The organism is Mesorhizobium sp. M1403 (assembly GCF_040317695.1).
In the GTDB taxonomy this organism is placed as follows: domain Bacteria; phylum Pseudomonadota; class Alphaproteobacteria; order Rhizobiales; family Rhizobiaceae; genus Mesorhizobium.
Map to the genome: position 1 here is coordinate 1 of NZ_JAMYKY010000048.1, position 26,040 is coordinate 26,040.

Annotated in this window: 22 protein-coding genes and 2 pseudogenes; 16 read left to right on the forward strand and 8 right to left on the reverse strand. The window is 63.4% G+C overall.

Features of this window, described 5'->3' with window-relative positions; genetic code table 11:
• Positions 1-206 precede the first annotated feature (206 nt).
• From hisS to NKH01_RS33430, 8 genes are all read left to right on the forward strand, one after another.
• A complete protein-coding gene (gene hisS / locus NKH01_RS33395) occupies positions 207-1,766 on the forward strand; it encodes a histidine--tRNA ligase (RefSeq protein WP_353024549.1) in 1,560 nt (519 codons plus the stop codon).
• A gap of 171 nt (positions 1,767-1,937) precedes the next feature.
• Positions 1,938-3,056, forward strand: a complete 1,119-nt coding sequence (locus NKH01_RS33400; RefSeq protein ID WP_353024550.1) for an ATP phosphoribosyltransferase regulatory subunit — start codon at positions 1,938-1,940, stop codon at positions 3,054-3,056.
• The gene (hisG, locus tag NKH01_RS33405) at positions 3,053-3,754 is read left to right on the forward strand and encodes an ATP phosphoribosyltransferase (protein ID WP_353024551.1); all 702 of its coding nucleotides are present in this window, start codon (positions 3,053-3,055) and stop codon (positions 3,752-3,754) included. Before NKH01_RS33400 ends, hisG begins: the two co-directional genes overlap by 4 nt.
• A gap of 500 nt (positions 3,755-4,254) precedes the next feature.
• A complete protein-coding gene (locus tag NKH01_RS33410; protein WP_353024552.1) occupies positions 4,255-6,021 on the forward strand; it encodes an AMP-binding protein in 1,767 nt (588 codons plus the stop codon).
• Positions 6,022-6,104: 83 nt separating this feature from the next.
• A complete protein-coding gene (locus NKH01_RS33415; RefSeq protein WP_353024553.1) occupies positions 6,105-7,208 on the forward strand; it encodes a calcium:cation antiporter in 1,104 nt (367 codons plus the stop codon).
• 140 nt (positions 7,209-7,348) lie between these two features.
• Positions 7,349-7,711: a hypothetical protein gene (locus NKH01_RS33420; protein ID WP_353024555.1), complete on the forward strand. Its 363-nt coding sequence runs from the start codon at positions 7,349-7,351 to the stop codon at positions 7,709-7,711.
• Positions 7,699-8,751 (forward strand): HWE histidine kinase domain-containing protein, encoded by a 1,053-nt coding sequence (locus tag NKH01_RS33425; protein ID WP_353024556.1) that lies wholly within the window; start codon positions 7,699-7,701, stop codon positions 8,749-8,751. The genes NKH01_RS33420 and NKH01_RS33425 overlap by 13 nt, the downstream gene beginning before the upstream one ends.
• Positions 8,744-9,109 carry a response regulator gene (locus NKH01_RS33430; protein ID WP_353024557.1) on the forward strand — a complete coding sequence of 122 codons (366 nt, stop codon included), beginning with the start codon at positions 8,744-8,746 and terminating at the stop codon, positions 9,107-9,109. Before NKH01_RS33425 ends, NKH01_RS33430 begins: the two co-directional genes overlap by 8 nt.
• A gap of 265 nt (positions 9,110-9,374) precedes the next feature.
• Here NKH01_RS33430 and NKH01_RS33435 read toward each other — a convergent pair whose 3' ends face one another.
• Together NKH01_RS33435 and NKH01_RS33440 are read right to left on the reverse strand one after the other, a co-directional pair.
• Positions 9,375-10,463 carry an AI-2E family transporter gene (locus NKH01_RS33435; protein ID WP_353024559.1) on the reverse strand — a complete coding sequence of 363 codons (1,089 nt, stop codon included), beginning with the start codon at positions 10,461-10,463 and terminating at the stop codon, positions 9,375-9,377.
• A 162-nt stretch (positions 10,464-10,625) separates the two neighbouring features.
• Entirely contained in the window at positions 10,626-10,958 is a 333-nt protein-coding gene (locus NKH01_RS33440; protein ID WP_353024560.1) for a YciI family protein, read from the reverse strand.
• Between the two features lie 117 nt (positions 10,959-11,075).
• Between NKH01_RS33440 and NKH01_RS33445 the strand changes: the two genes are divergently transcribed.
• Positions 11,076-11,231 (forward strand): hypothetical protein, encoded by a 156-nt coding sequence (locus NKH01_RS33445; protein WP_353024562.1) that lies wholly within the window; start codon positions 11,076-11,078, stop codon positions 11,229-11,231.
• 529 nt (positions 11,232-11,760) lie between these two features.
• Here NKH01_RS33445 and NKH01_RS33450 read toward each other — a convergent pair.
• Together NKH01_RS33450 and NKH01_RS33455 are read right to left on the reverse strand one after the other, a co-directional pair.
• Positions 11,761-11,889, reverse strand: a pseudogene (locus NKH01_RS33450) (isoprenylcysteine carboxylmethyltransferase family protein); the annotation flags it as partial.
• Between the two features lie 21 nt (positions 11,890-11,910).
• Complete coding sequence (locus NKH01_RS33455; RefSeq protein WP_023716485.1) at positions 11,911-12,804, reverse strand: NAD(P)/FAD-dependent oxidoreductase; 894 nt, start codon at positions 12,802-12,804, stop codon at positions 11,911-11,913.
• 114 nt (positions 12,805-12,918) lie between these two features.
• Between NKH01_RS33455 and NKH01_RS33460 the strand changes: the two genes are divergently transcribed.
• Positions 12,919-13,566 carry a TetR/AcrR family transcriptional regulator gene (locus tag NKH01_RS33460; RefSeq protein ID WP_023716486.1) on the forward strand — a complete coding sequence of 216 codons (648 nt, stop codon included), beginning with the start codon at positions 12,919-12,921 and terminating at the stop codon, positions 13,564-13,566.
• 321 nt (positions 13,567-13,887) lie between these two features.
• Positions 13,888-14,490, forward strand: coding sequence for a cupin domain-containing protein (locus NKH01_RS33465; protein ID WP_023716487.1), 603 nt, complete (start codon positions 13,888-13,890; stop codon positions 14,488-14,490).
• Between the two features lie 903 nt (positions 14,491-15,393).
• Here the strand turns inward: NKH01_RS33465 and NKH01_RS33470 are convergent.
• Positions 15,394-16,650, reverse strand: coding sequence for a coiled-coil domain-containing protein (locus NKH01_RS33470; RefSeq protein ID WP_353024563.1), 1,257 nt, complete (start codon positions 16,648-16,650; stop codon positions 15,394-15,396).
• A gap of 364 nt (positions 16,651-17,014) precedes the next feature.
• The gene (locus NKH01_RS33475; protein WP_352856267.1) at positions 17,015-17,923 is read right to left on the reverse strand and encodes a hydrogen peroxide-inducible genes activator; all 909 of its coding nucleotides are present in this window, start codon (positions 17,921-17,923) and stop codon (positions 17,015-17,017) included.
• 148 nt (positions 17,924-18,071) lie between these two features.
• Between NKH01_RS33475 and katG the strand changes: the two genes are divergently transcribed.
• Positions 18,072-20,270, forward strand: a complete 2,199-nt coding sequence (gene katG / locus NKH01_RS33480; protein WP_353024564.1) for a catalase/peroxidase HPI — start codon at positions 18,072-18,074, stop codon at positions 20,268-20,270.
• 77 nt (positions 20,271-20,347) lie between these two features.
• Here katG and NKH01_RS33485 read toward each other — a convergent pair whose 3' ends face one another.
• A complete protein-coding gene (locus NKH01_RS33485) occupies positions 20,348-21,025 on the reverse strand; it encodes an MIP/aquaporin family protein (RefSeq protein WP_023677138.1) in 678 nt (225 codons plus the stop codon).
• A 348-nt stretch (positions 21,026-21,373) separates the two neighbouring features.
• Here NKH01_RS33485 and NKH01_RS33490 point away from each other — a divergent pair, with 348 nt between their 5' ends.
• The 4 genes from NKH01_RS33490 (at position 21,374) to guaA (ending at position 25,594) form a co-directional block, all read left to right on the forward strand.
• Positions 21,374-22,663, forward strand: a complete 1,290-nt coding sequence (locus NKH01_RS33490; protein WP_352817657.1) for an RsmB/NOP family class I SAM-dependent RNA methyltransferase — start codon at positions 21,374-21,376, stop codon at positions 22,661-22,663.
• Positions 22,664-22,808: 145 nt separating this feature from the next.
• Positions 22,809-23,267 carry a PaaI family thioesterase gene (locus NKH01_RS33495; protein WP_352669706.1) on the forward strand — a complete coding sequence of 153 codons (459 nt, stop codon included), beginning with the start codon at positions 22,809-22,811 and terminating at the stop codon, positions 23,265-23,267.
• A 27-nt stretch (positions 23,268-23,294) separates the two neighbouring features.
• Positions 23,295-23,945, forward strand: coding sequence for a 5'-methylthioadenosine/S-adenosylhomocysteine nucleosidase (locus NKH01_RS33500; protein ID WP_353024566.1), 651 nt, complete (start codon positions 23,295-23,297; stop codon positions 23,943-23,945).
• A gap of 86 nt (positions 23,946-24,031) precedes the next feature.
• Positions 24,032-25,594: a glutamine-hydrolyzing GMP synthase gene (guaA, locus tag NKH01_RS33505; RefSeq protein WP_353024567.1), complete on the forward strand. Its 1,563-nt coding sequence runs from the start codon at positions 24,032-24,034 to the stop codon at positions 25,592-25,594.
• 262 nt (positions 25,595-25,856) lie between these two features.
• Here guaA and NKH01_RS33510 read toward each other — a convergent pair.
• Positions 25,857-26,040: pseudogene (locus NKH01_RS33510) on the reverse strand (NADP oxidoreductase coenzyme); the annotation flags it as partial.

Sequence of the window (26,040 nt, forward strand, 5' to 3'; positions counted from 1 at the left end):
TCAAATCCCCCGCAAACAAGCGAACAACCGCCGCAACCCCGCCGCCGCAAGCTTTTGCTCATGACTGCGCAACAGGTCCACAAGGAGAGAAGGAAGAAGCGCAAACCCTTGCCGCTCCCGGCTGCATCGGTTAGGACACCCGCGCCGTGGAAATCGGTTATTTTAACCGATCCCCGGAGCGCCACGAAACACCGAGTACCCATCCCATGGCCGACAAATCCGAAAAGATGAAAGCGCGGCTGCCGCGCGGCTTTGTCGACCGCGGCGCCGACGATCTGCGCGCCGTCGAGAAGATGATGGCGACGATCCGCTCGGTCTTTGAGCTTTACGGTTTCGAGCCGGTCGACCAGCCGCTGATCGAATACACCGATGCGCTCGGCAAATTTTTGCCCGACCAGGACCGACCGAACGAGGGCGTGTTCTCGTTCCAGGACGACGACGACCAGTGGCTGTCGCTGCGCTACGACCTGACCGCGCCGATGGCGCGCTTTGTCGCCGAAAATTTCGAACGCCTGCCGAAGCCCTATCGCAGCTATCGCTCCGGCTGGGTGTTCCGCAACGAGAAGCCCGGTCCCGGCCGTTTTCGCCAGTTCATGCAGTTCGATGCCGACACAGTCGGCACGCCGGGCGTCGCCGCCGACGCCGAGATGGCTATGATGATGGCCGACGTGATGGAAGCGCTGGGGATCAAGCGCGGCGACTACGTCATCCGCGTCAACAACCGCAAGGTGCTCGACGGCGTGCTCGAGGCGATCGGCCTCGGCGGCGAGGAGAACGCTGGCCGCCGCCTGCAGGTGCTGCGCGCGATCGACAAGCTGGACAAGTTGGGCGTCGAGGGCGTGCGCCTGCTTTTGGGTGCAGGGCGCAAGGACGAGAGCGGTGATTTCACCAAAGGTGCCGGGCTGGATAATGCGCAAATCGACGTTGTGATCAGCTATTTCACAGTCATGGCGCAGCACGATCCCGAAAAAATTGTCCAGACACTGGGATCCATCAACCCCGGACTCAGCAATCTTGTCGAGGAAAGGAAACTCGAACATCTGGGCATAACGAATGCGTCGTTTGTCGAGGGCCTTGCAGAGCTGGAACAGATAAGAACCATGGTCGCACAAAGCGGCTACGGTGAAGACCGTATCCGCATCGACCCCTCCGTCGTCCGCGGCCTCGAATATTACACCGGCCCGGTCTACGAGGCCGAGCTGCTGGCCGAGATCCCCAATGAGGACGGCCAGATCGTCCGCTTCGGTTCGGTCGGTGGCGGTGGCCGCTATGACGGGCTGATCTCGCGTTTCCGTGGCGAGCCGGTGCCGGCAACCGGCTTTTCGATCGGCGTCTCCCGCCTGATGACGGCGCTGAAGAACCTCGGCAAGCTCGACACGTCTGACGTGATCGCACCGGTCGTCGTGCTGACCATGGACAAGGATACGGAAAGCCTCGGCCGCTACCAGAAGATGGTGGCCGAGCTGCGTGCCGCCGGCATCCGCTCCGAAATGTATCTCGGCGGCGCCGGCATGAAGGCGCAGCTGAAGTATGCCGACCGCCGCGGCAGCCCGGTCGCCGTCATCCAGGGCGGCGACGAGCGCGCCAAGGGCGAGCTGCAGATCAAGGACCTGATCGAAGGCGCGAAGATGTCGGCGGAGATCGCCGACAACGCCGAATGGCGCGCCGCACGGCCGGCGCAGGTGACCGTGGCGGAAGGCGATCTGGTCGCCGAGGTGAAGAAGATACTGGCGGCGCAGGCCGAGGAGCGGGCGCGTGGCAAGTAGGGCGCCGCTCCCTTCTCCCCTTGTGGGAGAAGGTGGCCGAGCGAAGCTCGGACGGATGAGGGGTGTTCCAGGGAACGCCGACGCCTCATTTCTTCCGGCACCCCTCATCCGTCTTGGCGCTCCGCGCCAATCCACCTTCTCCCACAAGGGGAGAAGGGAAGGGCGCCTGCCATGACCTCGCGCCTCGCCATCGCATCCGACATCACCAAGCTCTTCGCCGCGCGCAACACCCATGCGGTCGAGGTCGCGGTGCTGCAGCCGGCCGATCCGTTCCTCGACATGGCCGGCGAGGATTTGCGGCGCCGCATTTTTCTCACCGAAAGCGAGACCGGGCAGACGCTTTGCCTGCGGCCGGAATTCACCATTCCGGTCTGCCTCGACCACATTGCCAGCCAGGCCGGCACGCCGCGCCGCTATTCCTATCTCGGCGAGGTGTTTCGCCAGCGCCGCGAGGGCGGCAACGAATTCTTCCAGGCCGGCATCGAGGACCTCGGCGACCGCGACACGGCCGCCGCCGACGCGCGTTCGCTGGCCGATGCGCATGCGCTGCTTTCGCTGGTGCTGCCCGGCCGGGAGCTGGCGGTGACGCTTGGCGACCAGACCATTTTCGAGGCGGTGCTGGCAGCGCTTGGCCTGCCGCGCGGCTGGCGCATGCGGCTGGCCCGCGCCTTCGGCTCGGCGCCAATGCTGGAAGCGGCGCTTGCCGACCTCGCCAATCCGCCGCGCAACAGCCAGATCGCCGGCGCGGTGGCAGCGCTTGTCCTCGACGGCGATCTGGAGGCTCTTTCGGCGCATATCGCCGGCGGCATGGAAGAGGCCGGCCTGTCGGCAACGGCCGGGCGTTCGCCGTCCGAGATTGCGCGGCGGCTGATCGAGAAAGCCGAACTGCGCAGCGTCCGGCTGTCGAACGAGGCATTTGCGGCTTTGAAGGGTTTCCTGGCGATCGACGTGCCGCTAGATAGCGCCGCCGGGGCGCTCGCAAGTTTTGCCGCCGATGCCGGGCTTTCGCTGGGAACTGCGCTGGAGAATTTTGCCGCCCGCGCCGCGGCAATCGAAAGCCTCGGTCTGCCGATGTCTGAAATCAGCTACGATGCCGCCTTCGGCCGGCCGCTCGATTATTACACTGGCCTGGTCTTCGAGATCGCGGCGCAGGATGGCGACCGGCCACTGGCCGGCGGCGGCCGCTACGACCGGCTGCTGACGCTGCTCGGCGCCAAGACGCCGATCCCCGGCGTCGGTTTTTCCGTCTGGCTGGACCGCATCGAAGCGCTGCGGGAGACGGCGCCATGATCACGCTGGCGCTGCCGTCGAAGGGCCGGCTCAAGGAGCAGGCGCTGCAGGTGCTGGCCAAGGCCGGGCTTGCCGTCAGCCTGCCGGGTGACGAGCGCAAATACCGCGCCCGCATCGATGGCCTGGACGGCGTCGAGATAGCGTTCCTGTCGGCCTCCGAAATCGCCGGCGAAATCGGCCAGGGCTCGGTCGATCTCGGCATCACCGGCGAGGATCTGCTGCGCGAAAACCTCGCCGATTGCGAGTCGCGCGCCGAAATCATTGCCCGTCTCGGTTTCGGCAATGCCGATGTCGTCGTCGCCGTGCCCGACATCTGGCTCGACGTCGACACCATGGCCGACCTCGACGACGTCGCCGCCGATTTCCGCCAGCGCCACGGCCGGCGGCTCAGGATCGCCACCAAATACTGGCGCCTGACCCAGCAGTTCTTTTCGCAAAAGCACGGCATCCAGGTCTACCGCATCGTCGAAAGCCTCGGCGCCACCGAAGGCGCGCCGGCGGCCGGATTGGCCGACATCGTCGTCGACATCACCACGTCAGGCGCGACCTTGCGCGCCAACCATCTGAAGGTGCTCGCCGACGGGCTCATCCTGCGGTCGCAGGCCTGTCTCGTCGCGTCGAGGAAGATGCGCGCTCCGGCCGACGAGGCGGTGTTGCGTGACATCGCGGCCAGGATGGCGTTGGTGAACTCGGGTTGACGATTGCGGAGCAGGCGCCGTCGGCCAAGCTGCCAATCTCCCCCCTTGCGGGGGAGATGGCCGGCAGGCCAGAGGGGGGTGCTGTCCCGCCGACCTGTCAGCCAATCGGAGCCTCATCCGTTCCTGGTTGGGGAATGGCTGAAGTCGAACTTTGCGATCCTTCGCACCCCCCTCTGCCCTGCCGGGCATCTCCCCCGCAAGGGGGGAGATCGGATATCGCCTCGGCTTTCGCCAACACCAACGCTGGATCCAGCGGTCAAGCCGCTGACGCCAAGCCGAAGCGATTTCCCTAAAGCACAGCAATTTTGTTCTTGCTTTGTGCCGGCAGCTATGCTACTAATCTCCCTATGGTGCCAATTGGCCCCGAAGACCCGCCCGTCGAGGCGGGTTTTTTGTTTTCGGCCCTGACAGGGCGAGTTCCAACCCCAGCCCTACCATCGACGGGATTTCCACCACCCCGCCGGGCTGATAGGCTCGTTCTGTCTGCGGAGGACACGGCGATGCCGATCAATCTCGACGAGCTGAAGAATGCCACCAACCTGCGCGGCAAGCGCGATGGCGGTTCGTTCATTGCGCCGGTTGACGGCACGGCGCATGTCTCCGGTGACCGCAGCGTGCCGTTGCTCAACCTGACCATCCCGGCGCTGTTTGCCGATACGGTCGGCAAATACGGCACGCTCGATGCCGCCGTCTTCGTCGAGCACGACAAGCGCTTTACCTGGGAGGAACTGTCGGACACCGTCGATGCGCTCGCCGCCGGCTTCCTGGTGCTCGGCCTCGAGAAAGGCGACCGCGTCGGCATCTGGTCGCCGAACCGCTGGGAATGGCTGGTGACGCAATTCGCCACCGCCCGCATCGGCCTGATCCTGGTCAACATCAACCCGGCCTATCGGCTGGTCGAGCTGGAATATGCCTTGAACAAGGTCGGCTGCCGAGCGCTCGTCACCGCCGCCAAATTCAAGAGCTCCGACTATCTCGGCATGATCGAGACGCTGGCGCCGGAGATCGCCAAGGCAGCGCCCGGCAAGCTCGAAGCCAGCAGACTGCCGGCGCTGAAGATCGTCATCCGCATGGACGAGGAGAGTTCGCCGGGCATGTTCAACTTCGCCGACGTGCTGGCAATGGCCGGGCGCGACGAGCATGACAAGCTGGACCGCATCTCCGACGGGCTGAAGCCGGACGACGCCATCAATATCCAGTTCACCAGCGGCACGACCGGCGCGCCCAAGGGCGCGACGCTGACCCACAACAACATCGTCAACAACGGCAATTTCGTCACCGCGGCGATCAGGCTTACGGTCGACGACCTGCTGTGCATCCCGGTGCCGCTCTATCACTGCTTCGGCATGTCGATGGGCACGATTGGCTGCGTCACCAAGGGCGCGACCATGGTTTTCCCGAGCGAGGGGTTCGATGCCGGCGCCACGCTGAAGGCGGTGGCAACGGAACGCTGCACCGCGCTTTACGGCGTGCCGACCATGTTCGTCGGTCTGCTCGACCATCCGGAGTTCGCCTCCTTCGATCTCACCAGCCTGCGCACCGGCATCATGGCCGGCTCGCCATGCCCGATCGAGGTGATGAAGAAGGTGGTGTCGCTGATGCACATGGCCGAGGTGACCATCGCCTACGGCATGACCGAGACCAGCCCAGTGTCGTTCCAGAGCAGCGTCGACGACCCCCTGGAAAAGCGTGTCTCGACCGTCGGCCGGGTCCATCCGCATGTCGAGGTCAAGGCCATCGACGCCGAAGGCGCCACCGTCGCGGTCGGCGCGCCGGGCGAGCTCTGCACGCGCGGCTATTCCGTGATGAAGGGCTATTGGGACGACGAGCAGAAGACCCGCGAGGCGGTCGACGCCGACGGCTGGATGCACACGGGCGACCTCGCCACAATCGATGCCGAGGGCTATTGCAACATCGTCGGCCGGGTCAAGGACATGGTCATCCGCGGCGGCGAGAACGTCTATCCGCGCGAGGTCGAGGAATTCCTCTATCGCCACCCCAAGGTCAAGGAGGTGCAGGTGTTCGGCATTCCCGACCCGAAATACGGCGAGGAGCTGTGCGCCTGGATCGTGCTCAAGCCGGGCCAGATCGCCACGGAGCAGGACATCAAGGCCTTCTGCGCCGGCCAGATCGCCCACTTCAAGATCCCGCGCTACATCCGCTTCCGCACCGAATTGCCGATGACGGTGACCGGCAAGCCGCAGAAATACCTGATGCGCCAGGCGATGATCGATGAACTGGGATTGGTGACGCAGAAGACGGCTTGAGCGCGCGCTTCAGCTTTCGCAGGGTTCGCAGAAGGGGCTTGCCCAGAAGGGACCTGCAACACGGCTTGCGGAAGGGGCTTGGAATGAGTGGTTTCGCAAGATCGGCGGTTTCCTACGGCATGCCGTTGGCCGCCCTGGCGATGGCTGTCGCGGTCAGGGCCAGCGGGGTGTCGGTGGACGAAGGGTCGCTTGGCACCAGGATATTTATCGGCGCGCTTTCGAGCGCGATCATGTTCACCACCATTTTCGTCGTGCTCGACCACGCCGAGGCGGTGGCCCGGCGGGTAGGCGAGCCGTACGGCACGTTGGTGCTGACCATCGCCGTGACGGCAATCGAAGTGTCGATCATCGTTTCCATCATGCTGCACGGAGCCAACAACCCGACGCTTGCACGCGAATCCGTCTTCTCGACGGTGATGATCACGTCGACCGGCGTTGTCGGCATGTGTCTGACATTTGGCGGCTGGCGTCATCGCAAGCAGGCAATCGTCCGCCAAGGGACCAGCGCCTATCTGGCGGTGCTGGTCGCACTGAGCGTCACGACGCTCATTCTGCCGACCTACACGCGAACCACCGATCCCGGCACCTTCTCGGCCGCCCAACTCGGCTTCGTCAGCGTGCTTTCAGTGCTGCTCTATGCGGGTTTTCTGTTCGCGCAGACTGTCCGCCACCGCGACGATTTCATCGACGGACAAGCACATGGCGCCGCAGTGCCAGCCGACGCCCACGAAAGCATTGCCGCTGGTGCTCTGCTCCTGCTGATCGGGCTGATCGGCATCGTCATGCTGGCCGAGCAGGTCGCCGCCAGCGTCGAAGACGCGCTCGTCGCCTATCAGGTGCCCCAGGCCGACGCCATTGTCGGCGCAATGATCGCCGGGCTGGTCTTGATGCCGGAAGCCATCTCGGCGGTTCGCGCCGCACTCAACAACGAGCTGCAGCGCGGCCTGAACGTCGCCATGGGTTCGGCCTGCGCCACGATCGGCCTGACAATACCAGGCATCGCCGCCGCCAGCCTGCTGACCGGAAGAGGGCTGACCCTGGGCCTGCCGGCGACCGACGTGGTGCTTTTGGTCCTGGCGCTCTTCATCTGCAATGTGAGCTTTAGCACCGAGAGGACGACGTTCCTGACCGGGCTGGTGCATCTGGTGGTGTTTTGCACGTATGTGTTTTTGATATTTGTGCCGTGAGGGTGGGGGGAGGTGGGCGGTCAGAGGCGGATAGGTTAGGAAAACTGCTTGAACGTCTCAATAGGGCCGACTGCGGACTGTCAGCTTTAGGCCGTCGAGGTGCGGAAGCGGACGTACGCAGCGCTCAAAGGGTGGTCTGGATGCGTGACCTTAAGCTGCCCTTCGATACCCATTTGCTGCACGAAAGCCGACCTTCGCGGAAAGTGGTGCTGATGTCCCCGATCCGGTCATTGCCGCTGCATGGCGGCAACGACGCGAAAGGCGTGGAGAGCGGTCGTTCGTTTCGGGCAATAATGAAAACCGTAGTGGCGCTGACTGCCGCCGCCCGCCCGCGCGGTGTCATCTACCTATGCCTGCGCACATCCGTGCGGGATCAGCGACACTCCGCCATACGGTTTGTGCTGACAGTCCGCGCGTGCGAAGGTGTTTGCTTCCGCCGACCTTCCAATGCCGTCGGCGCAATGGCCCGATACCCGGATCACATTCAAGTATGCCGAAAATAGCCGACAAGTCCGAAGGGCAGAAGGCTGCCGAAGCCGATGTCGAGAGCTTCCGGCACGAACTCGGCCCGTTTGTGGTCGCCGCCGAAGAAACACGGATGGCCATGGTGTTCACGGACGCGAAGGCACCCGGCCACCCGATCATCTTCGCCAATGACGCCTTTCTCGCTCTGACCGGATATGCTAGGGACGAGGTGCTCGGCCAGAACTTCAATTTTCTAGTGGAGCGCGGTGCAGATGCCGCGGCGCTGGCGAAGATCGAGAGCGAGTTCAAGGGGCATTCGGAGGGAGGCGCGGAAATCCAATACCGCCGCAAGGATGGCAGCGCTTTCTGGGCCGTCCTCTTCATCAGCCCTGTCCGCGACGAGGACGAAAAGATCGTCCAGTATTTCGCCTCCTTCGTCGATCTCACAAGACACAAGGAGGAGCAGATCGAATCCAAAATGCTCATCGACGAGTTGAACCACCGCGTGAAGAACACGCTTGCAACGGTGCAGTCGATCGTCTGGCAGGCATCGCGGACAAATTCTGATCCCAAGGTGATCCGGGAAGCCATCGAGACCCGGCTGTTCGCGCTTTCCCGCTCGCACGATCTGCTGACCCGGGAAAACTGGGAAAGCGCAGGGCTGTCGGACGTGCTCAACGACGCCCTCGAGCCGTTCGGGATCGCGGACGGCCGTGCGGAACGCGTCACGATCAAGGGCGAGAATATCCGCTTTCCGCCCAAAGCCGCCCTGGCGTTGGGAATCGCGTTCAACGAACTTGCGACCAATGCCGTTAAATACGGCGCGTTTTCCAACGCAACGGGATCCGTCGATATCGAGTGGAAGATCGAACCCAGAGCGGATGGCCCCAGATTGGTCCTGCATTGGCGGGAGAAGGATGGCCCGCCTGTGACGCCGCCATTGCGCAGAGGATTCGGCTCGCGCGTGATCGAGCGCGGCTTGGCTTACGAACTGGAGGGCGCGGTGGATCTCCAATACCGAACAGAAGGACTGGTCTGCACCATGGATATTCCCGCACCGGCACCGCGCAATGGGTGATTTGCTGTCGGGCCGCAGCGTCCTTGTCGTAGAGGACGAAATGCTGATCCTCTTGATGATCGAAGACATGCTGGCCGACCTCGGGTGCGAGTCCGTGACCGCCGCCGCCACGATCGATAAAGCCCTCGCCTTGATCGAAGAGCCTGTTTACGACGTGGTGATGCTGGACATGAACCTGAACGGCGATGACAGCCTGAAGGTGGCCGACGCACTCGCCGCGCGGGGCGTGCCGTTCGTCTACTGCACTGGCAACAACGGCCATGGCATGAGGGTAGACCCCGCCGACACCCCGGTTCTTCGCAAGCCGTTCAGCTTCGAGGAACTGACCGCCATCCTTACGCGCCTTCTCTCTCGCTGATTGCCGACCATGTGGAGGGGCTGTGTTTGCCCGACATCGTCTCAGATCCCCCACTGCCGGAAGTGCCCGGAGGATGGTCGGTTGGTCCCTACAACAAGATGACGTCGGCTCTCGCAAGGACTGACTTGGGGTCAATTCGAGCCGTTCAGCACTCCCCATTGGGATGGCCGCTCCTCATCATGATGGAGGCGAGCCGCACATAGCTCGACACAGAGCAGTTCCCGATTTTCCACAGGAGCTCGAACTGGGCTCGGGCCTATATCACTCAAGCGGCATCCGGTGGCTCCGACTTGGAGTGCCTGCGGTCCTTGACCTCGGCCGCGTGCCACTCGAGGAAGAGGCTGTAGCCGACCGCCAGCAGGGTTGGGCCTAGGAACACGCCGATGAAGCCGAAGGCGAGAATGCCGCCGAGGAATCCAAAGAGTCCGAGCACCACGGGCAGGCTGTTGGACTTCGTGAGGAGATAGGGCCTGAGGACATTGTCAATGCTGCTGACGAGGAGCAAGCCCCAAGCCGCGACGAAGATACCCCACCAGACGGCTCCCTGGGCAAATAGCCACAGCGCCACCGAGCCCCACACAAGCGGGGGGCCCGCCGGTACGAACGACATGACAAAAGTAAAGAAGCCGAGCAATAGCGCCTGAGGCACACCGGCGATCCAGAAACCAATGCCGGCCAACAGCGCTTGGATGAGCGCCGTGCCGATCAAGCCGTAAACGACGCCCTGCACGGTCACGCCCACGACCGTGAGCAGGCGCCGAGCGCGCGGCCCGGCGATTCGTTCGGCGCTCTCGCGCACGTACGCTGCCATCTGCCGGCCGTGGCGGTAGAAGAAGAACGCGATGAATACACTTAGACCGAGTTCGAGAAGACCAACGCCGAGCACAGCCCCGCTGGCGACGGCGATGTCGGTGGCGGGGCCGATCAGCTTCTTGAGCTCAATCATGAAGGCGGGTGCGTTGTTGGCCAACCTTTCCCAATAGGCAGCGAGGCTCTCGCCAACCACCGGGAGCCCTGCAACCCAATGCGGTGGCGCCGGCGGGCCTTGATCGAGGACGCGGGTCGCCGCGGTGATTAGGCTGCTTATACTGTCCGCCAGTGTCGCCACCATGATGGCGAACGGTGCGACCAGAACAAGGGCAACCGACAATGTCATAAGGGCGGCCGCCAGCCCTCTGTGGCCGCCCAGGGTCCGCTCGAACCACGTGTAGATTGGCCATGTAGAGTAGCAGATGACCGCCGCCCACAACAAGGCCGACAGGAAGGGCCAGAGCACAATGGCGCAACCAATCGACAATAGCAGGAGGGCGCCGATCCCAAGGATCCGCTCAATTGGCTTGCCGAGCGGTATCATGACCAATCAACCTCGAGGCCTGGGTCTCTGCCCGCACATGGTCATGGCGGTTCCGGTTCACTCGGCCCGTGGCCCACAATTAGGCAACAACTAAGCCCCCGACAAGGTGTTCGAGGGTGTACAACTCCGCACACATTCGAGGCCGTCGTTGCGGTGCGTCCTCTACGACGGTTGCTCTAGCGGCCAGACCTCAACGACACCGTGTGCAACGGCGCAGGGAGTCCGTGACACCATCTCTATGGCTTCAGCCAAATCGCCGGCTTCGATTATGGCAAAGCCAGCCACCGGCAACGACGACGTCATAAACGGACCATTTGCCGTTTCGACTTGAGCAGCGTCGGGGTTGCGGATTTGCACGGGAGCTCCCGCGATCCCCATCAGGACGCCGTTTTTCTGCAGCTTCGCGTCGTGTGCGTGAGCTGCATCTCGAACGGCCACTGGGGTGCGGTCGTACCCCTCACGGTCTCCATACCCGATTGTCACGAATTTTGGCACGGGTTCGTTCCCTTCAGACTGTTGACGCTACACCGATCGGCCCGCGCTTCGCTGAAGCACTATTAAAACGGCGATTAAATCAGCCGCCGTTGGCCGGTGCGGGCGCTGCAGGCGCGGGTGCTGCAGGCGCCGGAGCCGGTGCAGCCGGAGCCGGTGCGGCAGGCGCCGGTGCAGCCGGAGCCGGTGCGGCAGGCGCCGGTGCAGCCGGAGCCGGTGCGGCAGGCGCCGGTGCAGCTGGAGCCGGTGCGGCAGGCGCGTCGATTTTCACATTGACGTTGCTTCCACCCTTACCAGGAATGTGAATGGTGCCTGTAGCAAACAGCAGTACGATTACTGCGAGGATTGCCACGACAATCGCGATAGCTGTGGTGCCACCCCCACTTCCGCCTGAATTAATAACGGTTGGGCCGTCAGCCATACTTTATCTCCTTTTCAGCTTCAAAAATTCCATGCGTCCCAAAGCAACAGAGCGCAAAAAACGGTGGAGGCTATTTACCTCGCGTCGCAAACACTTCTGTCCTGGGGGAGCTTGCCGACGAAATCAGCAAGAAATCAGTCGGAGACAACGGACGACGGCGGTTTCGGTTCCTTCGAGGGGCGATTGGTCAACGACTGTCACATTCGCGCTGTCCTGAGCAGCGGAGCGCAGGTCTTCCTGATCGCTCCACACGGGCTTTGATGCCCGGCTTGTCGTCGGTGGCACTTGGCCGTCAGCACGACGGCCTAGTGAGCAGAAACGGCCAATCCACGAATAGTTGGCCGGACCGCAACGCCGCTAAAACTTCCAGCCATGGATTGCCCCTATCCGCCAGTCGATGCCGAAAGAGCGCAGGGTGACGAACCGCTCCGCCGCCAGCCCCAACAGCAGCGCTCCTAGATAGACGAAGGGCGGAGGGAAGCGCACACCCGCGCTGTCCGGTTCGACGGCCATGCTCATCTCCAATCTGTGCTCTCAAACAAGCATCGACTGCTGGGCTGAGATACCCGCCGTCGCGCCCTGCGATATTGCTGTGGTGACCGAAGCCATGGCTGGGTTTGCAAGATCGCCGGCGGCGTACATGCCGGGTATGCTGGTTTCGCGGCGCTCGTCGGCCTTCAGGGCGATGCCGAGGGGCGTATTGACCGTGGCGAGTCCCAGTGATTCATGCAGGCTTGCGGACGGCTTGTTGCGCGGATGCGCGAACAAGATATCGACTGCGACATCGGGGGCGGTATCGAGCTTGACGGTGGCATTGTGGCCCCTGTGGCGGGCGATTTCGGTGATCCGGCCATCAACGACAGGTATGTTGCGGCGCGCCAGATCGGCCCGGATATCGGGTGCAATGTCGTGACCATCGGCGAAGACCGTCAACGTGTCGGTCCAGTCGTGGTACAGCCTGACATAATTGTGCGACGGCGGGCCGGACCAGACGAGGCCCCAATGCTGGCCGGCGACTTCAAAGCCATCGCAATAGGGGCAGGGTACGATGGACGTGCCCCAGCCTTCGGCAAAGCCCGGAACATCAGGCATCTGGTCGGCAACGCCATAGCTCAGGATCAGTCGCAGCGCCCCAAGGCTTTCGCCAGCGCCAGTGAGGACAGAGAAATCGTCGATGGCGCCGGAGACCCTGTCGGCCCGGGCATTGACCAGCCTGATCGTGGGATAGCGCGCCAGCTGCTGCCGCGCTTCGGCCAGGATGTCCAGCGGTGGCTTGTGATCGTGGCCGAGCAGACCATGCGAGTGGCCGGCGAAGCGGTTGCGCGGCAGGCCGGTATCGAGAACGGTGACCTTGCGGCGGGCACGGCCGAGCTGCAGGGCGGCGGCGAGACCGGCAAAGCTGCCGCCGATGATGATGACGTCATCCATGGTGATGGGCTCCGTATGTGGATGAGGGGTTGGCTTGGGCCTGGCTTGCACATTTTTGACACTGCGTGGTATCGTAATTCAAGAATTATGATACTGTCAAGGACTGGAATTGTCGTGACCGAAAACAGCCAGGGCCGGCGCGGCCGGCCCGCCAATGAGGCGCTTGGCCAAACGATCGTCGACGCCGCGTGCGAACTCTTTGAGGAATTGGGTTTTCATGCGACGACATTGGACAAGGTCGCCCAGCGAGCGAAGATATCCAAGCTCAGCATCTATCGGCACTTCGAGAACAAGGAGGCGCTGTTCAGCGCGGCCATCGCGGCCCGCTGCCATCAGTTTGCACCACAGGCCCTTTTTGAAGGCGTCGACGGTTCGGCCGAAGATCAGCTCATGGCGGTGGGATCATCCCTGCTTCGCACGCTGTTGAACCCGGACGTCCGCAGTGTCGAAGCCATGATCATGGCCGACAAGACGAATCAAAAGTCGTTAAGCAAGCTCCATTACGAAGCCGGCCCCGCCCATGTCATCGCCCAAATCGAGGCCCTGTTGCGTCAGTTGCACGCGAAGGCGGTTCTGAACGTGACCGACCCTCTCCGGTCCGCCCGCTTGTTTGCCGCGCTTATCAAAGGATCCGATCTCCTGATTATCGCACGCTTCGATGAGGCGAGAGCAGAGGACGACAACGAAATCGAATCCTATTGCCGGTCGGCCGTCGCCATGTTCATCGCCGCGCACGGTGGCAACGACCACCCGGGCGGATAGCCTAGGAGTACTTGCATGATATTTGGGATGCTCGCATTGACATCAACGCGACTATTATCGTTGGGCAGCGGGCTGACCGGCGGAGTAACCGCTACCACCCCATTCGAGGCCTTAGTGCCGGCTTAGCAGACCGTCAGCTTTCGGGAAGCTGCAATGGTGGTCTGAACGGCAAAAATGCGGCGCAAAGCAGCCATTCAGGATTTGCCGGACCTTGTTGCGGAGCCGCCATGGTGCAGATCGCGGAACTCTAACCCTAGCGGAACCAACCGCCACGCAGCCGATTAACCGGCATGGAGCTCCAAACCACCCAAGGGCCACCCCATGAGCATTCTGCAAACCACGAAGAAGGCCGTCGAGCAGGTCACCGGCATCGCCAGGCCAGACAGGCGAGAGGTCGCCGACCTCCTGAGGCCGCGCAAAGCGAATGCATTTCGGTTCAGGGATGACGGGCTGGTGCCCAACCATCCGTTCTGGCCGCTGGTCGTCTATCGCGGCGCCGTGACGCTGCCCGAAGACTTCGATCCGGCGGCTGTCATGGAGGCGCTTTTTGAAGCCAATGGCTGGGGCGATAGCTGGCGCAACGGCATCTACAACTACGTTCACTACCATTCGCGCATACATGAGGTGCTGGGCGTCGCGCGCGGCACGGCCAAGGTTCGCTTTGGCGGCAAGATGGGACGAACGCTGTCGCTGAAGGCCGGCGACGTCGCGGTGCTTCCGGCCGGCACCGGGCACCAGCGTCTTTCCGCATCCGACGATTTTCTGGTCGTCGGCGCCTATCCTCAATCCGGCACCTATGACCTGTGCACGACTGCCGCCTACCATGCCAAGGCGGTCGTAACGATCCCCAAGGTTGGCCGGCCGCGCAAGGACCCTGTCTATGGAAGCAAAGGCCCGTTGCTCGCAGCCTGGGACAGGGACTGAAGCCGTTCTTTTCGAAGGGGCTTGCGGGTTGGCTTCGTGGCTCAAACCGAACCTTTGACCAACACCTACGGCGCCACCGACGAAGAAGGCCGCCTTGTAGATGGCGAAGAGGATCGTGCCGCTGTCGGCGTGCGGCAGCTCTGGCAATCAGGCTTGGTGCTATGTTATCGCAGTGACCCTGCCCGACGCATCGAGGCGACAACTGACTTGCGCCTGTCGGACTTCGATGCCACCCTTTCTTGCGTAGTCTATTCGCACCTCGATCGGCGCCGTGCGTGCACCCCGAAGTTGACGCAATGCGCCTGCGCTTACCGCGTGGACACGGACGGCGCCAAGCGGCGTCGCAGCGGCCATGATCGCCGCGCGGCAGGCTTGCACGACCGCAACCGGCGTACCGGGTCTCGCTGTCAGTGGTCCCAGAGATCCAAAGGGATACCCCTTGGTGGAGTCACTCCCACCGGCTTTGGAAGGCCTGAGGACGGGTGGCAGGACGATGGATTGCCTGGCGGTCTTGGCAGGGGAAGGGGCCGTCACTGCAGTCGAACTGTCGGGTGCGGTAGCCGCCTCGTTTTCGGCGGACGGATCGTCGCCCACACTGGCACTTGTGCTTGTGTCACCAACGTTGCCGCTGGCACCAACGCCTGCGTCGACTGATCCGTCATCTGCACCGACCGAAGCTCCAACATTTGCTCCGCCTACGCCGTCGACGCTCGTGCCCGCCCCGACAGATACGCCTTGCGAACCGGCGCTCACTCCAGCACCGACCCCGACACCGCCGGCCCTACCGCCCACACCTGCTTCAAGAGCCGAGGCAGGCCCAATTGTGATCCCGATCGTCAACGCGGCTGCGACATATTTGTTCATTGTCATCTCCCCTGCGGCTCACATTTCGCCCCCTAGTCTTCACTGGCGCGGCTCGCCGCTTTTGGATGGCCGTGTTGGAAGCAATGCTGCGGGAAGAGGTATGGTTGCCAGCAGAGCAGTTTGCGGCGACTTTTGGACCTTCACTTTCTGTTTTTTCGGCAAGCCCGGTTTACGGGCTGGTTGGGCGCCCGAATGCGATAACCTGCTTGCAAGTGCACTCGCGGGGGTACGTGCTTTCGGCGCGCGCTCCACAGCCGCAGTGCGACGCTTACCCTTGACAATATCAATTGCCTCACGCGCGGCACTGAGGCTACGGGCTAGACCGATAGCCCTTTCACGCTCTTGGTCCAGCGCGGCACTCAATTCTACCGAGTTCTGCTTTAAAGCATCGCGTTCCCGGCGAACAATATCGAGGTCACGTACAGCTGAATCTGCTCGTTCGCGTCCCCGTTCGAGTGTTTCTCGAGCCTGCTTTAGAGCGGCCTCGGCCACCTGTCGGTCCCTTATGGCGTTGGCCTGCTCGACGGCTGCAAGATTTGCGCCTTTCTTAAGAGCATCGATAGTTTGGCGAGCCGTGGTAAGTTCTTGTTCCAAGAGCTCAACCTTGTGCCGCTCGTCATCAAGCGCTCGCTTCGCAGCAAGCTGGGAGGCTTCCATAGAGGGGTGCGCTCCAGGCGCGGCAGCCTTCTCGCTGTTCCAGAGACTGGCTTCGGCCCTGTAGCTTTCGATAACGCGCTGCGCCGCCTCCAGATCGAGCGCGAGCGCTTCGTCTGTTCGCTGCTGCTCATTTAGGGCGTGTGCTTGCTGAGCCACCGTGTCTGCCAGTACGTGTGCCTGGGCGCTTAGCTCACGTGCGCCGCGCTGCATAGCGTCCAGCTCCGCTCGTGCTGCGGCCAATTCGCGGCGTAAAGCCTCCTCATGCTCGCCGAGCGGCGTTTGCGCGCCCTCCTTGAGTGCCCGTGTTTTGAGTGCCTGCGCTTCGCTGAGCACCAGCTCTCTGGATATACGGGATCCCAGCGCGCTCGGTTGTGGCTTGCCCGGTTCTTTGCCGACCTTGGTGTGTTCGGAAACCACGACCGACGAGCTGTCGTTAGCTGTGGCAACCGCTGACGCTTCGGGCGCCAACTGACCATTTGCCGGAGATGCCAACGCCAGAACGAGGCATAACGGAATGAGGGATGGTATGGCGTTGCACCCCCTGCCGCGTATCCCGTGAAGTAAAATCAAGGGCCGTGGTTTAATAAAGGTGAAGTCACAGCGGAGACATTTTGACCTGGTACTCTGCGCATGATTCATCACTGAACCTCACCGATCGCGGCCCTCACCGCTATTGTATTCTCCACTTACTGCACGCCGCGGATGCCGCACCAAAAAGATCAATGCTAGTGAAGCACCCTCGGCAACGCCAAAGCACGGAATTGCGCGCAAAGGCTGTTTCCTATTTCCTTAGTTGTCATCATTCGAACAAACGGAACTTTCGGCTTTCGGGATGACCATCTTCCCTACCCAACGGCTGTGATGCGGCGCAAAGCAGCCATTCAGGTCTGCGAAGGTCGACTTCGAGTCAACACCAGACTAAAAAGGTTGAAGTCGTTCCTTTAGAAGGGGCTTGCGGTCCGCTTCGGCCTAAACCAGACCATTGACCGACACCCCCCGCCGCTCAAGCCGCAAGCACCGCCGCATCCAGCCCGCGGATGATCTTGGCCAGTTCGACGCATTCGTCGTGGCGGACCTTGTTGCGCCGCCAGGCGAGGCAGATCGTGCGTTGCGGCATTGGTTCCTGGAACGGCACGATCTTCAGATCGGGGATAGTGCTGGCCGGTCCCGCCGCCATTTCCGGGATGAGCGTCACGCCGAGCCCGTGCGCCACCATCTGTAAGAGCGTCGTCAGGCTGGTCGCGCCATAGCTTGCCATTGCCACCGGCCGCACGCTGCCGCAGACGGCGAGCGCCTGTTCGCGCAGGCAATGGCCTTCCTCCAGCAGCATCAGCCGCTCCAGTGCCGGGCTTTCCGGCGGCACCGGCGGCGAGGCGAAGGCGGGGTCGCCGGCCGGGACGGCCAGGAAGAACCGGTCGGAGAACAGCGCCTCGGTGACCAGGCCTGGGTAATCGAGGGGTAGTGCCGCGACGAAGGCGTCGAGCTTTCCCGAAGCCGTGTCCTCGACCAGCGAAGCGGTCACCGCCTCGCGCAATTCGAGTTGCAATGCCGGGAAATGCCGTTTCAGCTTCGGCAGCACATGCGGCAAGAGATAGGGCGCCACCGTCGGGATGATGCCGAGCCGGAAGCGGCCCTCTAGCGCCGGGCGGCCGCGCCGGGCCGTCGCCTCGACGTCGCGGACGTCGGCAAGAATGCGCTCGATGCGCGGCAGTAGGGCCTGCGCCTCGTCGGTCATCCGCACCGCCTTGCCGCCGCGCTCGAACAACCGGCAATTGAGCCGCAGCTCCATCTCGGCGATCTGCGAAGAAAGCGCCGGCTGGCTGACGCCGGCGAGTTTTGCCGCACGGCCGAAATGCAGCGTTTGCGCCAGCGCTTCGAAATAATGCATCTGCCGGACGGTCAAGCCAATCATAAGGAAAACCTATCAGAATAAACAGCAAAGGCAATTTGTCTTTATCGGCTGGGCAGGCTAGTCTGGAACCATTCCAGAATGGCGCGGCTGCTGGCCCTGCCCGGAAAATCAACAAAATCCCGGAAAATCAACAAAATCGGAGGCAAAGATGGACGCGAAAACCGACGACAACAGCGCCGGCAAATGCCCGGTCCCACATGGACCGGCCAGGAGGAGCAATCGTGACTGGTGGCCGAACCAGCTTGACCTTGCCGTCCTCCACCAGCAGTCCAGCCTCTCGGACCCGATGGACGAGGACTTCGACTACGCCAAGGAATTCAAGAGCCTCGATCTCGATGCGGTGATCAGGGATCTGCACCAGGTGATGACCGATTCGCAGGATTGGTGGCCGGCCGATTTCGGCCATTACGGCCCGCTCTTCATCCGCATGGCCTGGCACAGCGCCGGCACCTATCGCATCGGCGATGGCCGTGGCGGCGCCGGCGCCGGCCAGCAGCGTTTCGCGCCGCTCAACAGCTGGCCGGACAACGCCAATCTCGACAAGGCGCGCCGGCTGCTGTGGCCGGTCAAGCAGAAATACGGCCGCAAGATCTCCTGGGCCGACCTGTTGATCCTCACCGGCAACGTCGCGCTGGAATCGATGGGCTTCAAGACCTTCGGCTTCGCCGGCGGCCGCGCCGATGTCTGGGAGCCCGAGCAGGACGTCGACTGGGGGTCGGAAACCAAGTGGCTCGACGACGAGCGCTATTCCGGCGACCGCGAACTTCAGGGCCATCTCGGCGCCGTGCAGATGGGGCTGATCTACGTCAACCCGGAAGGGCCGAACGGCACGCCCGATCCATTGGCCTCGGCACGCGACATCCGCGAAACCTTCGCCCGCATGGCCATGAACGATGAGGAAACCGTGGCGCTGATCGCCGGCGGCCACACTTTCGGCAAGACCCACGGCGCCGGCGATGCGTCGCTGGTCGGGGCGGAGCCGGAAGGCGCAGGCATCGAAGCGCAGGGCCTCGGGTGGTCGAGCAAGCATGCCACCGGCATTGCCGGCGATGCCATCACCTCGGGCCTCGAGGTGACGTGGACCACGACGCCGACCAAATGGAGCAACAACTTCTTCGACAATCTGTTCAACTACGAATGGGAACTGACCAAGAGCCCGGCCGGCGCCCATCAGTGGACACCGAAGGGCGGCGCCGGTGCAGGCACCGTGCCGGATGCGCACGATGCCTCGAAGCGCCGCGCCCCGGCGATGCTGACCACCGACCTCGCGCTACGCGTCGACCCGGCCTACGAGAAGATCTCGCGGCGGTTCCACCAGAATCCGGATCAGTTCGCCGATGCCTTCGCCCGCGCCTGGTTCAAGCTGACCCATCGCGACATGGGTCCCGTCGTCCGCTATCTCGGCCCGCTCGTGCCGAAGGAAGAGCTGATCTGGCAGGATCCGATACCGGCAGTCGACCACGAACTGGTCGGCGAACAGGATATCGCCTCGCTGAAGGCGAAGATCCTGGCCTCCGGCCTGTCCCTGTCCGAGCTGGTCTCGACCGCCTGGGCCTCGGCCTCGACTTTCCGCGGCTCCGACAAGCGCGGCGGCGCCAACGGCGCCCGCATCCGCCTGGCACCGCAGAAGGACTGGGAGGTCAACCAGCCGGCGCAGCTGGCCAACGTGCTCGAAAAGCTCGAAGGCATCCAGAGCGAGTTTAACGCCGGGCAGTCCGGCGACAAGAAAGTCTCGCTTGCCGACCTCATCGTTCTCGGCGGCGTCGCCGCGGTCGAGAAGGCGGCGAAAGACGGCGGCCATGACGTCAAGGTGCCGTTCACGCCAGGCCGCATGGACGCCTCGCAGGAACAGACCGATGTCCAGTCCTTCGCCGCGCTCGAGCCGAAAGTCGATGGCTTCCGCAACTACGTCAGGGGCAAGCCGCCGATGTCGGTCGAAGCGATGCTGGTCGACCGGGCGCAGCTGCTGACCTTGACGGCGCCGGAGATGACTGTGCTCGTCGGCGGCTTGCGGGTGCTCGGCGCCAACACCAGCCAGTCGAAGCACGGGGTGTTCACCGACAGGCCGGGCACGTTGACCAACGATTTCTTCGTCAACCTGCTCAGCATGAATACGGTCTGGGATCCGGCCGCCGGCTCCGATGAAGTCTACCAAGCGCGCGACCGCAAGACCAAGGCGGTCAAGTGGACCGGCACCCGCGCCGACCTGATCTTCGGCTCGCACGCGCAGTTGCGTGCACTTGCCGAGGTTTACGGCTCGGCCGACGCCGGGCAGAAGTTCGTCAGGGATTTCGCCGCGGCCTGGACCAAGGTGATGAACGCCGACCGTTTTGACCTCGCGGCCTGATCCAGCACACGAAGTTCTCGACGCAACAAAAAAGGCGCGGGCCTCGACCCGCGCCTTTTCGTTGGGCCTCCGAAAAGTCAGTCCTTCTCGAAAATGCCGGCCTTGGCAACCACGCCGGCAATGGCGCCGCCGATCAGCGGCGCGACGATGAACAGCCACAGCTGGCCGATCGCCGCAGTTCCCGAAAACAGCGCCGGTCCGATCGAACGGGCCGGGTTGAGCGATGTGCCGGTCACCGGGATGATGGCGAAATGCAGGCCGGCCAGCGTCAGGCCGATTACGAGGCCGGCGAACGCCGTGGTGTGCTTGGCGTTGGTGACGCCGAGGATCACCGTGACGAAGGTGAAGGTTCCGATCAGCTCCCACAGGAAGGCCGAGCTGACGCCCCATTTCGTCACGTCCCAGCCATTGGCGCCGAAGCCGCCGGTGTGGCCGCCGACCTGTCCGGAGACGATGATCCACAGTGCCAGCGATGCGATGATGGCGCCGATGACCTGCGCGATCCAGTAGGGAATGACGTCCCTGGCCGGCATCCGCCCGGCGAGGAACACACCGAGCGTCACCGCCGGATTGAGGTGCGCGCCGGAAATCGGGCCGATCGCATAGGCCGCCGCAATCAGGCCGATGCCGAATGCCAGACCGATACCTTCCTGGCCAAGCGGCAGCGCGCCGCCGAAGCCGCCCGTCACCACCGAAGCCGTGCCGATGAACACCAATAGAAACGTGCCTAGAACTTCCGCCAGATAAGTTTTCATTGCCCTCTCCTCGTATCGACCCGCGGCTCCGCCTTTTTCTGCGACGCGAATCACCGCGCAAAGAGTATTCGCAACCGCAAAAGTTGCAAAGCAGAGCAGTTGCACCAGCCGGCGTGCTTGCGCCCGCCAGACAAGAACATTAGAAGCTTGTAATATATTGATCGAATTATTTGGTTCCGCATGCCGACGCCCGCTTGGTGGCGGCGGCTCGCGATGCACGAACCCACATTCGTCACCCGCCTTGCATGGATTGTCTCGCCGTCGGGGAAACAGAACTGTTTCAATCAGGACACGAAAAGCTCTAAGAGCAGGGCCGGATTTTATTTTGCTGAGTAATGGAATACGACAATGAGACTGGGCGGGCGGCTGGCGGCAGCCATCGAAGTGCTTGACGACATTGGCCGGCGCCACCGGCCGGTGGCCGATGCGCTGAAGGACTGGGGCCTGTCGCACCGCTTCGCCGGTGGCGGCGACCGCGCCGCGATCGGCAACATCGTCTATGACGCGCTGCGCCGCAAGCGCTCGGCCGGCTGGCTGTTGGGCGAAGACACGCCGCGCGCCATCGGCTTCGGCGCGCTGCTGCTCGAGTGGGGCCAGACGGCGCAGTCGCTGAACGAGGCGCTCGAGGGCGACAAGTTCGCGCCGCCGCTGCTGAACGCCGACGAACTGACAACGCTTGCAGCTCGCCGGCTTGCCGATGCGCCGCCGGCTGTCAGGGCAGACATCCCCGACTGGTGCATGCCGCTGTTCGAGCGGGCGTTCGGCACGGCCTGGGTGGAAGAGGGTGCCGCGCTTGGCACTCGCCCGCCGCTCGACCTCAGGGTCAACACGCTCAAGGCCGATCGTGGCAAGGTGCTGGCGGAATTGGCGGAGACCGGCGCCAAGCCTGCGCGGATCGCGCCGCACGGCATCCGCATCCCGCCGATCGACGGCGACGGCAGGCACCCGAACGTGCAGGCCGAACCGGCCTTCCAGAAAGGCTGGTTCGAGGTTCAGGACGAAGGTTCGCAGATTGCAGCCGAACTGGCCGGCGCCGAGCCTGGCATGCAGGTGCTCGACTTTTGCGCCGGCGCCGGCGGCAAGACGCTGGCGCTGTCTGCGGCGATGGACAATCGCGGTCAGATCTTCGCCCACGACGCCGAAAAGGCAAGGTTGGCACCGATCTTCGACCGCATCCGCCGCTCGGAAAACCGTAATGTGCAGATCGTCACCAAGCCGGCCGAGCTCGCGCCGCTCGGCAAGCATATGGATATCGTGCTGATCGATGCGCCTTGCACCGGTAGCGGCACCTGGCGGCGCCGGCCGGATGCCAAATGGCGGCTGACGCAGAGGCAGCTCGACGCCCGCAAGGGCGAGCAGGAGATGATACTCGATGCCGCCAGGGACTTCGTCAAACCCGGCGGTCTGCTGGTCTACATCACCTGTTCGGTGTTCGACGAGGAAAACGGCGACCAGGTTTCGGCCTTCCGGGACCGCCATCCCGGCTTTGTCCCGGTCGATCACCGCCAGCTTTGGGACAGCCGTTTTGAGGGCCACGAGGCGGCAGTGCGTATTGGCGCTGCGGGCGGCATTTCGCTGTCGCCGTTGCTGAGCGGCACCGACGGCTTTTATTTCTGCGCGCTGCGGCGGGCCGGCTGAACGGTTGCCGGATGTCGCCAATCTCGCCTCTTATCAGCAGGTGTAGCCAATTGCTGCAGTGCAGCATTTGCGATTGCCTGCCGCCCACCCCTCTGCGATAAATGCCTCTGCAATAAGATTTGTCGAGAAACGAAGGGCGACGGCCATGGCAGCAAAGATCGTTCCTGCTCCCGATTATGAAGACCGCGTCAGGACGTCCTTCGCGCGCCAGAACGCGATGATGACCATTGGCGCCGAGCTGACGTTGGTGACGCCCGGCATCATCGAGATCGAAATGCCCTATTCAACGGCATTGACGCAGCAGCACGGCTTTCTCCATGCCGGCGTCATTTCGACGGCTCTCGACTCGGCCTGCGGCTATGCGGCATTCTCGCTGATGCCGGAAAATTCCGGCGTGCTGACCATCGAGTTCAAGGTCAATCTGCTGGCGCCGGGCCGGGGCGAGCGCTTTCTGTTCCGTGGCTCGGTGACCAAGCCCGGTCGCACTATCATCGTCGCAGACGGACAAGCCTATGCGTTCGCCACCGACGGCGAGGCCAAGCTGATCGCCACGATGACCGGAACGATGATGACGGTGCTCGGCCGCGACGGTATCGAGGGCTGAGGAACGGGCAGGGGAGGATGGGCGATCATGGCCGGCAACACACCTGGTGAGCTCACGCTGATTTCCGGCAAGTCCGTTCTCTTCGTCATGGCGGCCGAAGCCGAATACGGCCCACACTTGCAGCGGCTGTTCACGCCGCTGATGACCGGCGTCGGGCCGGTCGAGGCCGGCGTCGGGCTCAGCGCCGAACTGTCCCGGCTGCACGCCGGGAAGGCGCTGCCGGATCTGGTCGTGTCGCTCGGTTCGGCGGGCAGCCGGATGCTGGAGCAGACGGAAATCTACCAGGCCGTTTCGGTCGCCTACCGCGACATGGACGCTTCGCCCTTGGGTTTCGAGAAGGGCGCCACGCCGTTTCTCGACCTGCCTGTCGGTGTGCCGCTACCGTTCAGGATACCGGGCATCAGGCCGGCGACGCTGTCCACCGGCGCGGCAATCGTCTCCGGCGCCGCCTACGACGCGGTCGCCGCTGATATGGTCGACATGGAGACCTTCGCCTGCCTGCGCGCCTGTCAGCTGTTCGACGTGCCGCTTATCGGCCTGCGCGGCATTTCCGACGGGGCGGCCGATCTGAGACACGTCGGCGACTGGACGGAATACCTGCATGTCATCGACGAGAAGCTGGCCGGGGCGGTGCAACTGCTGGAACAGGCGATCGCGTCTGACACGCTGCAGTTTTGACCTGTCGCATGAAGATGCGGATTCGGAGTGAGAGAGACGCCCCGCAACCCATTGCGCCGACTCGTTTCTTTCTTTAAACGCTCGCCATGAAAACAGCCAATCATCCCGACACCGTCCTGATTGTCGATTTCGGCAGCCAGTTCACTCAGCTGATTGCCCGCCGCATTCGCGAGGCCGGCGTCTTTTCCGAGATCGTGCCCTTCCAGTCGGCTGAGGCGGCGTTCAAGCGCATCAATCCAAAGGCGGTGATCCTGTCCGGTGGTCCGGCCTCGACCAGCGACATCGGCAGTCCGCGCGCGCCACAGATCGTCTTCGACGCCGGCGTGCCGGTGCTCGGCATCTGCTATGGCCAGATGGCGATGTGCGTGCAGATGGGCGGCGTCGCCGAAAGCTCCGACCATCGCGAGTTCGGCCGCGCCTTCGTCGAGATCGCCAAGGACAGCCCGTTGTTCGAGGGCCTGTGGGCGCCCGGCCAGCGCCACCAGGTGTGGATGAGCCATGGCGACCGTGTCATCTCCCTGCCGAAGGGATTCGAGGTGCTCGGAAAATCGGAGGGCTCGCCCTTCGCCATCTTCGGCAATGTCGAGCGCAAGATGTACGGCCTCATGTTCCACCCCGAAGTGGTGCACACGCCGGACGGCGCCAGGCTGCTCCAAAACTTCGTCCACAACATCGCCGGCATCGAAGGCGACTGGACGATGCGGGCCTACCGTGAGCACGCGGTCGAGACGATCCGCAAGCAGGTCGGCAAGGGCAAGGTGATCTGCGCGCTTTCGGGCGGCGTCGATTCCTCGGTCGCGGCCCTGCTGATCCACGAGGCGGTCGGCGATCAGCTGACCTGCATCCTCGTCGACCACGGGCTGATGCGCAAGGACGAGGCGGCCGGCGTGGTGGAGATGTTTCGCCAGCACTACAATCTGCCGCTGATCCTGGTCGATGCTTCGGACCGTTTTATCGGCGCGCTCGAGGGCGAGTCGGATCCGGAGAACAAGCGCAAGACCATCGGCCGGCTGTTCATTGAAGTGTTCGAGGAGGAGGCCGAGAAGCTCGGCGGCGCCGATTTCCTGGCGCAAGGCACGCTCTATCCCGACGTCATCGAAAGCGTCTCTTTCACCGGCGGACCGTCGGTGACGATCAAGTCGCACCACAATGTCGGAGGCCTACCCGCGCGCATGAACATGCAGCTGGTCGAGCCGCTGCGCGAATTGTTCAAGGACGAGGTGAGGGCGCTCGGCAAGGAGCTCGGCCTGCCCGACAGCTTCATCGGCCGGCATCCGTTCCCCGGCCCCGGTCTCGCCATCCGCTGCCCGGGCGGCATCACCCGCGAAAAGCTGGAGATCCTGCGTGAGGCCGATGCCATCTATCTGGATGAGATCCGCAAGGCCGGCCTCTACGACGCCATCTGGCAGGCCTTCGCCGTGCTGCTGCCGGTGCAGACCGTCGGCGTGATGGGTGACGGCCGCACCTACGAATTCGTCTGCGCGCTGCGCGCCGTCACCTCGGTAGATGGCATGACTGCGGATTTCTACCACTACGACATGGCATTCCTGGGCGCCGCCGCCACCCGCATCATCAACGAGGTGCGCGGCATTAACCGCGTCGTCTACGACGTGACGAGCAAACCGCCAGGCACGATCGAGTGGGAGTGAGGAGGGAGTGCGGTGGAGTAGTATCGGATAGCAGAGGACACTCGAGCGAATCCTAGGCCATCGATAGCAGCCGATAGGTTCTAGGCGACCGGCAGATCTGCCGCTGTGTCGGGCGTCTCCCCGCTCTTCGAACGGCGCCCATACCCCGTCGGGCCCACCCCAACCTTCGCGACTTTGTGGCCTTCAAATATTCGGTCGCGCGCTGCTCGAAGAAGTTAGCGCGCGACCAGTTCTCGGCGTCGACCACACGGTCGTAGATCGATTACTGCTCCTTCTTGAACAGGTCCTGGAAGATGAGATGGCCCCACGTGCGGCCGCGTGCGTGAACCAGCGCGCCACCCTCGCTGAGCTTTCCCAGCTGGACGGGTGCGAACCCGAGTTGTTTGGCCAAGGCCGCCACCGGAGCGGTCGCGTCCTCGTCGTCGCTCGACAGAAAGACGACCCGG

Coding starts and splice junctions, on each gene's coding strand:
- guaA (WP_353024567.1), top strand. CDS start 24,032: ATGAAAACAGCCAATCATCCCGACACCGTCCTGATTGTCGATTTCGGC.
- NKH01_RS33495 (WP_352669706.1), top strand. CDS start 22,809: ATGGCAGCAAAGATCGTTCCTGCTCCCGATTATGAAGACCGCGTCAGG.
- NKH01_RS33415 (WP_353024553.1), top strand. CDS start 6,105: ATGAGTGGTTTCGCAAGATCGGCGGTTTCCTACGGCATGCCGTTGGCC.
- NKH01_RS33410 (WP_353024552.1), top strand. CDS start 4,255: ATGCCGATCAATCTCGACGAGCTGAAGAATGCCACCAACCTGCGCGGC.
- NKH01_RS33455 (WP_023716485.1), bottom strand. CDS start 12,804: ATGGATGACGTCATCATCATCGGCGGCAGCTTTGCCGGTCTCGCCGCC.
- NKH01_RS33470 (WP_353024563.1), bottom strand. CDS start 16,650: ATGAATCATGCGCAGAGTACCAGGTCAAAATGTCTCCGCTGTGACTTC.
- NKH01_RS33490 (WP_352817657.1), top strand. CDS start 21,374: ATGAGACTGGGCGGGCGGCTGGCGGCAGCCATCGAAGTGCTTGACGAC.
- NKH01_RS33485 (WP_023677138.1), bottom strand. CDS start 21,025: ATGAAAACTTATCTGGCGGAAGTTCTAGGCACGTTTCTATTGGTGTTC.
- NKH01_RS33400 (WP_353024550.1), top strand. CDS start 1,938: ATGACCTCGCGCCTCGCCATCGCATCCGACATCACCAAGCTCTTCGCC.
- NKH01_RS33465 (WP_023716487.1), top strand. CDS start 13,888: ATGAGCATTCTGCAAACCACGAAGAAGGCCGTCGAGCAGGTCACCGGC.
- NKH01_RS33435 (WP_353024559.1), bottom strand. CDS start 10,463: ATGATACCGCTCGGCAAGCCAATTGAGCGGATCCTTGGGATCGGCGCC.
- hisS (WP_353024549.1), top strand. CDS start 207: ATGGCCGACAAATCCGAAAAGATGAAAGCGCGGCTGCCGCGCGGCTTT.
- NKH01_RS33420 (WP_353024555.1), top strand. CDS start 7,349: ATGCGTGACCTTAAGCTGCCCTTCGATACCCATTTGCTGCACGAAAGC.
- NKH01_RS33425 (WP_353024556.1), top strand. CDS start 7,699: ATGCCGAAAATAGCCGACAAGTCCGAAGGGCAGAAGGCTGCCGAAGCC.
- NKH01_RS33500 (WP_353024566.1), top strand. CDS start 23,295: ATGGCCGGCAACACACCTGGTGAGCTCACGCTGATTTCCGGCAAGTCC.
- NKH01_RS33430 (WP_353024557.1), top strand. CDS start 8,744: ATGGGTGATTTGCTGTCGGGCCGCAGCGTCCTTGTCGTAGAGGACGAA.
- katG (WP_353024564.1), top strand. CDS start 18,072: ATGGACGCGAAAACCGACGACAACAGCGCCGGCAAATGCCCGGTCCCA.
- hisG (WP_353024551.1), top strand. CDS start 3,053: ATGATCACGCTGGCGCTGCCGTCGAAGGGCCGGCTCAAGGAGCAGGCG.
- NKH01_RS33475 (WP_352856267.1), bottom strand. CDS start 17,923: ATGATTGGCTTGACCGTCCGGCAGATGCATTATTTCGAAGCGCTGGCG.